Origin of the sequence: Vibrio sp. Vb1018 (assembly GCF_033338775.1) — a bacterium.
Taxonomy (GTDB): Bacteria; Pseudomonadota; Gammaproteobacteria; order Enterobacterales; family Vibrionaceae; genus Vibrio; species Vibrio alginolyticus.
Genome location: NZ_JAWOTI010000007.1, coordinates 167,403 through 180,590, shown reverse-complemented (window position 1 = coordinate 180,590; position 13,188 = coordinate 167,403). Strand labels below are relative to the sequence as shown.

9 protein-coding genes, 1 tRNA gene and 1 riboswitch are annotated in these 13,188 nt (G+C 44.7%); of the genes, 4 read left to right on the top strand and 6 right to left on the bottom strand.

Features of this window, described 5'->3' with window-relative positions:
• The 5 genes from rsxC to R7Z10_RS10105 all read right to left on the bottom strand — a co-directional run.
• Positions 1-1,940 (bottom strand): electron transport complex subunit RsxC (gene rsxC, locus R7Z10_RS10125; protein WP_318104792.1); only part of this gene is annotated, 1,940 nt, incomplete at its 3' end.
• Positions 1,941-1,948: 8 nt separating this feature from the next.
• Positions 1,949-2,545, bottom strand: coding sequence for an electron transport complex subunit RsxB (gene rsxB, locus R7Z10_RS10120; RefSeq protein ID WP_005380760.1), 597 nt, complete (start codon positions 2,543-2,545; stop codon positions 1,949-1,951).
• 3 nt (positions 2,546-2,548) lie between these two features.
• Complete coding sequence (gene rsxA / locus R7Z10_RS10115) at positions 2,549-3,127, bottom strand: electron transport complex subunit RsxA (RefSeq protein ID WP_042523119.1); 579 nt, start codon at positions 3,125-3,127, stop codon at positions 2,549-2,551.
• Positions 3,128-3,432: 305 nt separating this feature from the next.
• On the bottom strand, positions 3,433-5,730 hold the full coding sequence (pflB, locus tag R7Z10_RS10110; protein ID WP_213896234.1) for a formate C-acetyltransferase: 2,298 nt from the start codon (positions 5,728-5,730) through the stop codon (positions 3,433-3,435).
• A 351-nt stretch (positions 5,731-6,081) separates the two neighbouring features.
• Positions 6,082-6,157, bottom strand: a tRNA-Asn gene (locus tag R7Z10_RS10105).
• Positions 6,158-6,716: 559 nt separating this feature from the next.
• Here R7Z10_RS10105 and uvrB point away from each other — a divergent pair.
• The 3 genes from uvrB (at position 6,717) to luxU (ending at position 10,785) form a co-directional block, all read left to right on the top strand.
• Entirely contained in the window at positions 6,717-8,747 is a 2,031-nt protein-coding gene (uvrB, locus tag R7Z10_RS10100) for an excinuclease ABC subunit UvrB (RefSeq protein WP_318104790.1), read from the top strand.
• A gap of 290 nt (positions 8,748-9,037) precedes the next feature.
• Entirely contained in the window at positions 9,038-10,444 is a 1,407-nt protein-coding gene (luxO, locus tag R7Z10_RS10095) for a quorum-sensing sigma-54 dependent transcriptional regulator LuxO (protein ID WP_005380768.1), read from the top strand.
• A complete protein-coding gene (gene luxU, locus R7Z10_RS10090; protein ID WP_017636054.1) occupies positions 10,441-10,785 on the top strand; it encodes a quorum-sensing phosphorelay protein LuxU in 345 nt (114 codons plus the stop codon). The genes luxO and luxU overlap by 4 nt, the downstream gene beginning before the upstream one ends.
• 138 nt (positions 10,786-10,923) lie before the next feature.
• On the opposite strand, the gene R7Z10_RS10085 is transcribed toward luxU, so the two are convergent.
• The gene (locus tag R7Z10_RS10085; RefSeq protein WP_005388931.1) at positions 10,924-11,820 is read right to left on the bottom strand and encodes a YvcK family protein; all 897 of its coding nucleotides are present in this window, start codon (positions 11,818-11,820) and stop codon (positions 10,924-10,926) included.
• 175 nt (positions 11,821-11,995) lie between these two features.
• A riboswitch (molybdenum cofactor riboswitch) is annotated at positions 11,996-12,130 on the top strand.
• Between R7Z10_RS10085 and moaA the strand changes: the two genes are divergently transcribed.
• Entirely contained in the window at positions 12,119-13,108 is a 990-nt protein-coding gene (moaA, locus tag R7Z10_RS10080) for a GTP 3',8-cyclase MoaA (RefSeq protein ID WP_017636052.1), read from the top strand. (Overlaps the previous riboswitch by 12 nt.)
• Positions 13,109-13,188 lie beyond the last annotated feature (80 nt).

The window sequence follows — 13,188 nt, the reverse complement described above, 5'->3', positions numbered from 1 at the left end:
TCTTCCGCTTCGGTTGAGTCTGCTTGCTTCGCTTTGCGCGCTTTGGCTCGAGCAATTGCAGCGGCAACTGCGGCTTTCTTCGGATCGCTGTCTTGCTGTGCAGACGTTTCCGATTCTACAGATTCAGTTGAATCTTCTTGTTGTGCTTTTTTCGCTTTAGCTCGGGCGATGGCGGCCGCAACTGCCGATTTTTTATCATCAGCGTTATTGTCTGGCGTTTCGCCTTGTTCTTTTTGCGCTTTACGTTCGCGAGCAAGACGTTTGCGTTCTTCGCGCAGTTTTGCCATTTCTGAGTTATCAGGTTCACTAGAGCCTGCTTTAGCTGCTGCCGCTTGTTTAGCCTTCGCTTTGGCAATGGCTGCCGCTACGGCTGGTTTTACTGCTGGCTCTGCTTTTTCAGTGGTTTCTGTCTTTTGAGCTTTCACTCGTGCGATTGCTGCTGCTATCGCATCATCGCCGCCAGAAGACTTCATCTCTTTACGGCGCTGATCGGCAGCTTTCTTGAAGCGATTTTCACGTTCTGCTTTTTCGCGTTCCATACGCGCTTTTTTCTCTTCAAAACGCAGTTTTGCTCGCTCTGCAGCTTCCGCTTCTTGTGTTCTAGTTCGAATTTCTGCTTTCGCTTGACGGTAGTACTGTACGAGCGGAATTTCACTTGGACATACAAACGCACAAGCGCCGCACTCGATACAATCCTTTAAGTTTAATTCTTCGAGTTTGTCATACTCTTCAGCTTTTGCATGCCATTGCAGTTGTTGAGGCAGCAGCGAAGCAGGGCACGCTTCGGCACATTGGCTACAGCGAATACATTCCATCTCATACTGGTGCGGAGAGATCTCACGACGAGTCGGAGCAAGGATACAGTTTGCTGTCTTGGTAATCGGCACTTGGGAGTGAGGAAGGGTAAAGCCCATCATTGGCCCACCCATAATTAAACGCTGTAACTTCTTATCTGCTTTATAGCCAAACTCATCCAACAGTGCTTGTACTGGTGTCCCTAACAATGCCCAAACGTTGCGTGGTTGTTTGAAGGTTTTACCAGTGAGAGTCACGATGCGCTTTATCATCGGTTCACCGTCGATGACTGCGCGTTTTATAGCGTAAAGAGAACCAACATTCTGAACCAAAATACCAATATCGGCTGGAATCGCGCCACTTGGTACTTCTTTATTGGTTAAAATTTTGATCAGCTGTTTTTCACCGCCAGAAGGGTATTTAGTCGGGATAACGCGAATAACGATATCTTTGTTTATAGCCGCAGCTTCTAGCGCTTTGATTGCTTCTGGCTTGTTGTCTTCAATGCCAATAATCGTGAGCTTTGGTGTCAGGATATGTTCGACAATTTCGATACCTTGAATAAGCTCTTCGGCATGTTCTTGCATGAGCTTGTCATCAGACGTGATGTATGGCTCGCACTCTGCTGCATTAACGATAAGAATCTCGGTACGAGCAAAACCTGATTGGATTTTTTTTGCAGTAGGGAAGCCTGCGCCACCCATACCAGAAATACCAGCGAGACGAATAATATCAATCAGTGCGTCAGGGGTTTCTTGTTGGTAATCTGCGACGGGGTTTCTTTCACACCATGCATCTTTCCCATCAGGCGTGATGACTGCGCACAACTCACTTAACCCAGAAGGGTGCGCGACAGTTCGTGGCTCAATCGCGGTGAGCGTACCTGATGTTGGAGCATGCACTGGAACCGTAAAGCCGGTCTCCGATTGCGTTAATGGCTGACCTTTTAATACGTAGTCACCTTCGGCAACCAGTAGGTTACCCGCTTTACCAATGTGCTGTTTTAGCGGCAATACAATTTCTGACGGGATAGCCGCATGAGCGAGTTCAGTTTTGTTGGACTGCTTTTTATTTTCTGCCGGATGCACACCACCTGGGAAATCCCAAAGCGCGCCTGTACGAATTTGTTCAATCAAAGACAACATGTGAAACCTTACTTAATTGAATCTTTCACGTTCGCTGCATTGTCGGCAGCATCCGTAATGTTAAGTACCGGAATGGAGTGAAGTTGCCACTTCCAGCTTTCTGTGGTCGTTGCCACAGGAATCATTTCAATACAATCAGTCGGACATGGGGCAACACACAAGTCACAGCCCGTACATTCGTCTTTGATTACGGTATGGACCGCCTTTGTTCCGCCTACAATTGCATCCACCGGACACGCCTGAATACACTTAGTGCAGCCAATACACATGTCTTCATGAATAAACGCAACGGTTGGAATTTTGCTGTCGAGATCGTGCGCAGATTCTTCTGGCTCAACACCCATTAAGTCGGCTAGCTTTTCGATTGTTGCCTGGCCTCCAGGGGGACATTTGTTGATGTGGTCGCCATTTGCAATTGCTTCAGCATAAGGACGGCAACCAGGGTAGCCACATTGACCGCATTGAGTTTGCGGTAAAATGGCGTCGATTTGATCCACAATAGGGTCCGCTTCAACTTTAAAGCGAATAGAAGCAAAACCAAGTATCGCGCCGAAAATCGCAGCCAGAACCGCTAACGCGATAATCGCAATTAAAATCGTACTCATCGCTTACTTCACCAAACCTGTAAAGCCCATAAAGGCGAGTGACATTAAACCTGCTGTAATCATTGCTATTGATGCACCTTTAAAAGGTACAGGAACGTCGGCGGCGGCTATGCGCTCTCGCATGGATGCAAAAAGTATCAACACCAATGAGAAACCAACAGCGGCGCCGAAGCCGTAGATGATCGATTCAATAAAGTTATGGTTTTCATTAATGTTAAGAAGTGCCACGCCCAATACTGCGCAGTTTGTTGTGATCAGCGGTAAGAAAATGCCAAGCAAGCGATAAAGCGTCGGGCTGGTTTTGTGCACAACCATTTCGGTGAACTGCACCACAACGGCTATCACCAAAATAAAACTCATGGTTCGAAGGTACTCAATACCCAGTGGACGAAGGATGTAGCTTTCCACTAAATACGCACACACTGACGCGAGCGTTAGCACAAAAGTTGTCGCTAAGCCCATACCTATTGCTGTTTCCAGTTTTTTGGACACGCCCATGAAAGGACATAGGCCCAAAAACTTCACCAGTACAAAGTTGTTCACCAGCACAGTGCCGACCAACAACAAAATATATTCGGTCATAGTTATTACGTTCTTAAAATCCGATCTTGATATTATCGTGTTTTGTGACACCAATAACAACCAGTGAACGATGTGGTTTTACATACACGATGGAAAAATAGTCGTCTATTTGATCTATTTTGATGAATCAATAAGAAATTGAATCGTTTGCTGAATGTATTGTTAGCGAGAGGATACTACCTATTAATTTTCATCTAATGTGTGATTTTAAAAAAAGCCCGCCTCTTCCAGGTAGAAAAGAGAGGCGGGCAACGCATATTTACAAGCTAATTATTTAAACTTTCTGAGTGCTTGATGGACTGTGTTTATATCTTACTTGTGAAGGTACGAGTGATGACGTCTTGCTGTTGCTCTGTCGTTAGAGAGTTAAAACGTACCGCATAACCAGACACTCGAATCGTCAACTGAGGGTATTTCTCTGGATGTTCAACCGCATCCAATAACATCTCTCGGTCCAGAACGTTGACGTTAAGGTGTTGACCACCTTCAATCGCAATGCCCTCGTTGCTTGCTTCGTGATGGAAGTAACCATCCATTAGCGCGGCTAGGTTTTTCTTCTGACTTAATTCATCTTTACCCAGTGCGTTAGGCACAATTGAGAAGGTGTAAGAAATACCATCTTTCGCGTAAGCAAACGGCAGTTTAGATACCGATGCCAAAGACGCAACCGCCCCTTTTTCATCACGACCGTGCATTGGGTTTGCACCCGGCCCAAAAGGCATACCTGCGCGACGGCCATCTGGTGTATTACCCGTTTTTTTGCCGTAAACCACGTTAGATGTGATCGTTAGGATAGATTGAGTTGGCACTGCTTCGCGGTAGGTGTGCATCTTCTGAATTTTCTTCATGAAGCGCTCAACCAGATCACAAGCGATGTCATCAACACGGGCATCATTGTTACCAAATTTTGGATAATCACCTTCGATTTTAAAATCAACGGCGATGCCATCTTCATCACGAACGGGTTTCACGGTTGCGTATTTAATTGCTGCTAAAGAGTCTGCAACAACAGACAGACCTGCAATACCACACGCCATCGTGCGGTGCACGTCGCGATCCATCAATGCCATCAGTGATGCTTCGTAGCTGTAACGGTCATGCGAATAATGGATGATGTTCAACGCTGTGACGTATTGCGTTGCTAGCCACTCCAACATATTGTCGAAACGAGGCATCAAAGCGTCAAAGTCGAGAATTTCATCTTGAACTTTGTCCACTACCGGACCCACTTGCGCTTTCGATTTTTCATCGATACCACCATTGATGGTGTAAAGCAGTGCTTTTGCAAGGTTGGCACGTGCACCAAAGAATTGCATGTGCTGACCAACAACCTGCGGGCTCACACAACAGGCAATCGCGTAGTCGTCATTGTCGAAATCAGGACGCATTAGATCGTCGTTTTCGTATTGAACCGAAGAGGTATCAATCGACACTTTTGCAGCATATTGTTTGAACGCTTCAGGCAATTGCTCTGACCAAAGAATCGTCATATTTGGTTCAGGAGCAGGGCCCATAGTATGTAGCGTATGTAAGTATCGGAATGTCGTTTTAGACACTAGTGTACGGCCATCAACACCCATACCTGCCATGGCTTCGGTTGCCCAGATTGGGTCGCCAGAAAACAATGAATCGTATTCTGGTGTGCGTAGGAAGCGAACCATGCGTAGCTTCATGATGAAGTGGTCAATCATTTCTTGCGCTTGTGATTCATCAATCAAATCGTTTGCGATATCGCGCTCTAGATAGACGTCTAGGAAAGTCGAAGTACGGCCCAGTGACATTGCTGCGCCGTTTTGCGATTTAACCGCCGCTAGGTAGCCAAAGTAGGTAAATTGGATCGCTTCTTGTGCTGTTTTTGCAGGTAGCGACATATCAATGCCGTATTTCAGACCCATTTGACGAATGTCTTCAAGTGCTTGAACTTGATCGGCTATTTCTTCGCGAAGACGAAGTGTTTTCTCAAGATCGTTGCCTTGTTCTAAGAACGTTTGTGTTGAATTGTATTGTTCTTTTTTGTCTGCTTTTAAGAAGTCGATACCGTATAGGGCGAGACGGCGATAGTCACCAATGATACGACCACGGCCATAAGCATCAGGAAGGCCCGTGATGATGCCGGATTTACGACAGGCTAGAATTTCTTTGGTGTAAAGGTCGAAACACGCTTTGTTGTGAGTTTTACGGTATTCAGTGAAGATTTTTTCAACCGTTGGATCCAATTCGCGGCCATAAACTTCGCACGAGTTTTTTACCATGCGAATCCCGCCATTGGCGATGATTGCACGTTTTAGCGGTTGATCAGTTTGTAAGCCAACGATCTTTTCCAGATCTTTGTTGATGTAGCCTGCATCGTGGGAAGTGATTGTTGAGGGCAAGTCTGTGTCAAAATCAATAGGGGCGTGTGTGCGGCTTTCTTGTTTTATGCCTTCAAGCACTTGGTTCCATAATGCTGAAGTGGATTTGCTAACCTCGGCTAAGAAAGACTCGTCTCCCTCATAGGGTGTATAGTTTTTTTGGATGAAGTCACGAGTGTTGACAGAGTTTTGCCATTCACCAGCAGTAAATCCAGCCCATGCATCTAGCATGTCAGTTGTCGGAATAGTCATAAGTAAATCCCTAAGTTATTGATAATTAGAATGGAGGCGACGAGTAGGACGGAACCATTCTTAACCCTTTTAATCGTATGGATTTATTTATTATGAGTAAAATGAATGCTTTTCATTTTTTTAATGATTAAATTGCATTAATAATAGATTCAACTATTTACGATTGTGTTTTGCTAGAAAAGAGACAGAATTAAATGTGTGGTGCTGTGAGAACACTATCTATGACAATGTTATGAGTTCTGTAATTTGAACTTATTTCGGTGTGATTTTATGGCGCCTAGATTGGCTTAGATTTCCTGGCGATTAAGATACAAAAAAAGCCGTGTCTTGCGACACGGCTTTTCTATAATCTGGCTCCTCCTGCTGGGCTCGAACCAGCGACCTGCGGATTAACAGTCCGTCGCTCTACCAACTGAGCTAAGGAGGAATTGCTTTGCTTGAAAGCGGGACGAATCTTACCGAGCACTCAAACTACTGTCAACAGTAAAAAAATACATTTTTAGCAAAAAATATTGAGTTAAGGGCTTTACTTTTCTGTATGGCTTGCCAGTAAAGGCTCGAGGTTAGTTATCCACTAAATTTGTGGATAAGTATGTTGATGAGATCTGGGTAAAGAAAGTTGATATGCAACTAAGTTTTTATTTAATGAATTTTTAGTCAGAGTTATGCGTAAAATAAGCAAATAAAACAGAGATTTATCGATGTTAATCAAAAGGCATTCAAAGTGGATAAAAATCAATCTTTTGGGGATAAGAAAGTTTTAAGCTAATTTTTGGGGAAAAGTTGTGGAAACTATAATGTGAAGAATGTGTGTAGCTCTTCAACTAGGGCGAAGTACTATATCAGAGTCACTTTTGTATGGCTATAGCATTCTAGACAAACAAGAAAATTTATTAACAATGATGGTTAAATTCTCGATAGACGTAGATTTCATTAGCTAAGGTGTATATATATACAGCCAAAGCGCAGTAAAATTGAGGAAGGGTATGAGTAAAGTCTATGAATTGGTCTCCGATTATCAGCCGTCGGGCGATCAACCAGGAGCGATCAATCAGTTGCTTGAGGGGCTCGATGCTGGGCTAGCACATCAAACCTTGTTGGGGGTCACAGGCTCAGGTAAAACCTTCACACTAGCGAATGTGATTGCTCAAGCCCAACGACCTGCAATATTACTTGCGCCAAACAAAACGCTTGCTGCTCAGTTATATGGTGAGATGAAGTCATTCTTTCCTAATAATGCGGTTGAGTATTTTGTTTCTTACTACGATTACTACCAACCTGAAGCGTACGTTCCCACAACAGATACTTTCATTGAAAAGGACGCTTCGGTTAACGCCCACATTGAGCAAATGCGACTGTCTGCCACTAAAGCTTTATTGGAACGGAAAGACGCTATTATCGTTGCTTCGGTTTCAGCTATCTATGGTTTGGGTGATCCGGAATCCTACTTACAAATGATGCTTCATTTGCGACGTGGAGATGTGATTGATCAGCGTGATATGCTTCGTCGCCTAGCGGAGCTCCAATACTCGCGCAATGACGTTGCATTTGAGCGTGGCCAATTCCGTGTTCGAGGTGAAGTGATTGACATCTTCCCAGCCGAATCAGACCAAGACGCTGTGCGCGTTGAGATGTTTGACGATGAGGTGGATTGCATCAGTGTGTTCGACCCATTGACAGGCGTGGTCAAACAACGAGACTTGCCGCGCTATACCATCTATCCCAAGACGCACTATGTCACGCCAAGAGATCGCATTCTTGAAGCGATTGAAAATATTAAAGTCGAACTAGAAGTGCGCAAAAAGCAGCTTCTAGATAACAACAAGCTACTGGAAGAGCAGCGAATTAGCCAGCGCACTCAATTCGATATCGAAATGATGAATGAGTTGGGCTTTTGCTCCGGTATCGAAAACTATTCTCGTTATCTCAGTGGACGCTCGGAAGGTGAGCCGCCACCAACCCTGTTTGACTACTTACCTCATGATGGCTTGTTGATCATCGATGAATCTCACGTGACAGTACCGCAGATAGGTGCCATGTATAAAGGTGACCGTTCGCGTAAAGAAACGCTGGTGGAGTTTGGTTTCCGGTTACCTTCAGCTTTGGATAATCGTCCACTGAAGTTTGAGGAGTTTGAAGCACTAGCGCCACAAACGATTTTCGTCTCTGCTACGCCCGGAAATTACGAACTAGAAAAATCGGCGGGTGATGTGGCGGATCAAGTCGTTCGTCCAACAGGCTTGCTTGACCCTGAGTTGGAAGTTCGCCCAGTAGCGACCCAAGTCGACGACCTATTGTCTGAGATCCGTATTCGCGCTGCTAAAGATGAACGAGTTCTGGTTACAACACTGACCAAACGAATGGCTGAAGATCTCACCGAATACCTTCACGAACATGATGTTAAGGTACGTTATTTACACTCAGACATTGATACTGTTGAGCGTGTGGAAATTATCCGTGACCTTCGTCTTGGGGAATTTGACGTGCTGGTGGGAATAAACTTATTGAGAGAGGGCCTGGATATGCCAGAGGTCTCGTTAGTTGCAATTTTGGATGCGGATAAAGAGGGCTTCTTGCGGTCTGAACGCTCACTCATTCAGACCATTGGTCGTGCTGCACGAAACATCGAAGGTAAGGCGATTTTATACGCTGACCGAATCACCAACTCAATGAAAAAGGCGATGGATGAAACTAACCGTCGTCGCGAGAAGCAGGAAGCGTACAACGAAGAAATGGGTATTTCGCCACAAGCGCTCAAACGAAATATCAAAGACATCATGGAACTTGGCGATATCACTAAGTCTAAACGCCAGCGTAACACTAAACAGGTACCATTATCGAAAGTGGCGGAGCCTTCGCAAACTTACGAGGCACTGTCCCCTCAGCAGCTAGAAAAAGAAATCAATCGACTGGAGGCAGCGATGTATCAGCATGCGCAAGATTTAGAATTTGAGTTAGCGGCACAAAAGCGTGACGAGATTGAAAAACTACGAGCGCAGTTCATCGCAAATAGTTGAACAAACTTACCGATTTAACTATCCAAGCATTTTAGGTCGCTTGTAAAAAAAGAAGCCAATAGGCAGTCGGGTCTATTGGCTTGTTTTGTGAACATATCGTTCACTAACAACGTCAGTTGGCTAGGTGACCCGAGGGGTCACTATCGTTACAGCATGGTTTGTGCCACTTTTTAAATAATTGATATTATTTTTGAATTTTTTCCTTTGCCCATAATTTAGCTAATGTTATTTGCAAAATGCAAAGCGTAATGCGATTATTGTTTAAAACACAACAAAATAATAGCTAGGTTATGCAACAAAAACCCGAAGGCCCAAAGTCTCGTTACCTTTTAATGGTCGAGGACACCGCATCTGTTGCGGCTCTGTACCGCTCATACCTGACACCGCTTGGCATAGATATCAATATTGTCGGCACAGGTAGGGATGCCATTGAGAGCCTAAATCATCGAATTCCAGATCTTATTTTACTCGATCTCCGTCTGCCAGATATGACGGGGATGGACGTTTTACATGCCGTTAAAAAGAGTCATCCCGACGTACCTATAATTTTTATGACCGCTCACGGTTCTATCGATACCGCTGTCGAGGCCATGCGTCATGGCTCACAAGACTTTCTAATTAAACCGTGTGAAGCAGACCGTTTACGTGTCACGGTTAACAATGCAATTCGTAAAGCGACCAAGCTAAAAAATGAAGCCGATAATCCAGGCAATCAGAGCTATCAGGGGTTTATCGGCAGTAGCCAAACCATGCAGCAGGTTTACCGTACGATAGATTCAGCGGCGAGCAGTAAAGCGAGTATTTTTATCACAGGTGAAAGTGGAACTGGTAAAGAGGTATGTGCCGAGGCTATTCACGCAGCAAGTAAACGTGGTGACAAACCTTTTATTGCAATTAACTGTGCTGCAATTCCAAAAGATTTGATTGAGAGTGAACTGTTTGGTCACGTAAAAGGGGCCTTTACTGGCGCTGCGAATGATCGTCAAGGGGCAGCTGAGTTAGCGGATGGCGGCACACTTTTTCTAGATGAGCTTTGTGAGATGGACTTGGATTTACAAACCAAGTTGCTACGATTTATTCAAACGGGCACATTCCAAAAAGTGGGTTCCTCAAAAATGAAGAGCGTGGATGTGCGCTTTGTTTGTGCCACTAACCGTGATCCCTGGAAAGAGGTACAAGAAGGTCGATTCCGTGAAGATTTGTACTATCGTTTGTATGTCATTCCTTTGCATTTACCGCCTTTACGCGAACGAGGCGAAGATGTTATTGAAATTGCATACTCACTGCTAGGTTACATGTCACACGAAGAAGGAAAAAGCTTCATACGTTTTGCGCCTGATGTCATCGAGCGATTCAACAGCTATGAGTGGCCGGGTAACGTTCGTCAGTTACAAAACGTGCTACGCAATATCGTTGTTCTAAACAACGGTAAAGAGATTACGTTGGACATGTTACCGCCACCGTTGAATCAACCGCTTGACCGTCCGTCGTCTGTGGCTAAATTAATTGAGCCGAAAGCGATGACCGCATCTGAGATTATGCCATTATGGATGACGGAAAAAATGGCAATCGAGCAAGCGATTGAAGCATGTGATGGCAATATTCCTCGAGCGGCGGGATACCTTGATGTCAGTCCGTCGACGATTTACCGCAAGTTACAGGCATGGAACGGCAAGGAAGAGCGGCAAAAAGTATGAGTGTAAATGTATTAAATCAGCAAAAAATAGATGAACTGTCGATGGAAATTGGCAGTGACAACGTACCTGTACTGTTCGATATCTTCCTAGGAGAAATGGATACCTATATCGAGAACTTATCCCAACTGCAGGGGGCAGAGCGATTAGCTTACTCAAAAGAAATCAGCCACGCGTTGAAAAGTAGTGCTGCGAGCTTTGGGGCAGATCGCCTTTGTGAACTGGCTATGTCCATAGACAAAAAAGCGAAAGCCGGTGAGTTGACTGCGGAGTCTGAGGAGTTAGAGGCTATGTTCGATCTTTTGCACGAAACTCGAGATGCTTATCGCTCTTGGCGACAGTAACTATTTATTCCTATTAACCATTTTTTCTTAGTAAACATCTGTTCTTACTGGATGCCTGAACTAAAACCCTTCGATGACAGAAGGGTTTTCATTATCAATAAACACCTTAAAAGAGGGCGCTAACCAGGTAACGTGCTCTTAAATAGAAAGTTGTAGCTGATTTTCAATCGCTAGTTTGAGCTTGTTTCTATCGTGACGCCAGTCTCGGTTAGAGGAGGCGAGTGACTCCGTCACTACATTCCATTGACTTAAGACGTCTTGCTCGGTTTTCTCTGCTAGAACCACGTCTATTTTTCTTCCTTGACAGGCACGTTCACACCATTCTAATTTTTGAGCCATCGTCATTCGTCCCGCTGGGCCGTATTCTGGACTCAGGTTAGCAACAAAAATGACTTTTGCTTTTGTGTTTGCTGCAATCGCTTTGCCGAGTTCAGGCAGCAATAAAGGAGGCATGATACTGGTTAAAAAACTGCCAGGGCCAAGAATAATCGCGTCCGCTTCCGCCAAAGCTGTGATGGCTTCTTTGGTGGCAGGCACTTCTGGTGAAAGGTCCAAGCGTCGTAGGTCTGCTTTCATTTCGTCGACATTTGTTTCTCCCGTAACCCACTTCCCATCTACGGATAACGCGGAAAGATCCGAAGGGTGTTCGGACATAGGAAGGATGTTAACGTCGACTTTTAACATATTGCGAATCAGATTAATGGCATCTAAAGGCCTGACCGATAAGTTATCGAGTGCAGTAAGCATCAAATTACCAAGATTATGACCATCAAGTTCGCCAGTGCCTTTGAAGCGATATTCAAACATCATCGAACTGATTGAAGGCTCTGTAATGAGCTGATTAATACAGTTACGTGTGTCTCCCCAAGCGATTCCTCCTTGGCAGTGACGAATTCTTCCTGTTGAACCACCATTGTCAGTCGTGGCAACAATCCCAGTTGCATTGCTGCCAAAATCTCGTAATGCGGCCAGCATTCGACCTAAGCCATGACCACCGCCAACAGCGACCACTTTTTTATCTGTGTAGATATTCATTATGTTCTTCTAATAATCTAATAAAAAACGGCTACAATTTATCTTAAGGAGTGTCTTAAAGGTACTCACTTAGCGGTAAATTGTGTCTCTAGAGAGTTTTTTATCACTCAAGTCTGGATTCCATTACAAATATTAAGTATTTTACACCGCAAAGCTATCAGAGATTTCATATCTCTGGTTGCCATAACTCCGAGCTCACTATTGCTAAGTCCTTGGATAAGCGTTTTGAGCCAGTGGCATACTGTCACAAGGGCATGATTGGAAATGGCCATGCCTCCCGTGTTTGGAAAGGTGTTCCGTGGCGCAACAATTCGAAGACAAATTTCATCGTAAGTTTTATTACTTGCGTCTGTCTGTGACCGACGTATGTAATTTCAAATGTACCTATTGCCTTCCTGATGGCTATAAGCCTTCGGGCAATAAAAACTCGTCTTTTTTATCTCTCCCTGAAATCAAACGGGTCGTAAAAGCATTCGCTGATTGTGGCACGTCAAAAGTGCGCATCACTGGTGGTGAGCCTAGCTTACGCAAAGATTTTACCGACATTATCCATTCAGTAGCGGCGACGCCTGGCATTCAAAAAGTTGCAACGACAACCAATGGCTACCGCATGGCAAAACAAGTCGCAGACTGGCGTGAAGCGGGTTTAACCCACATTAATGTCAGTGTGGATAGCCTTGACCCGCGTATGTTTCATCAAATCACAGGTGAAAATAAGTTTACTGAAGTCATGAATGGTATCGAACGTGCGTTCGAGGTCGGTTATGAGCAAGTAAAAGTTAATGTGGTGTTGATGAAAGATCTGAACCATCACGAGCTGCCAGCGTTTCTTAACTGGATAAAAGATCGTCCAATCCAACTGCGTTTCATTGAGTTGATGCAAACGGGTGAGATGGATGAGCTATTTAATAAGCACCATGTATCCGGAGTGGCAATTCGTAACCAGCTAATTGCAAATGGTTGGTTGCTGAAAGTGCGCTCGCATAATGATGGTCCTGCGCAAGTATTTGTTCATCCTGATTACAAGGGTGAAATAGGTCTTATCATGCCTTATGAAAAAGACTTTTGTGAAAGCTGCAACCGACTGCGCGTTTCTGCGATGGGTAAGCTGCACCTATGTCTGTTTGGAGACCACGGTGTAGAATTGCGTGATCTTTTGGAACGTGATGAGCAAGAGAGTGAGCTTATTGAACGTATCCAGGCGCAGTTACAAACCAAGTCGGTAAGCCATTTCTTGCATGATGGCAATACTGGTATGACGCCACACCTCGCGTCTATCGGCGGCTAACTTCATTCAATTTTTAGAGCGAGTTCACTGATAAGCTGGCTCTAACTTTTTCCGAATCGATACCAAGCGTATCAAAGCTA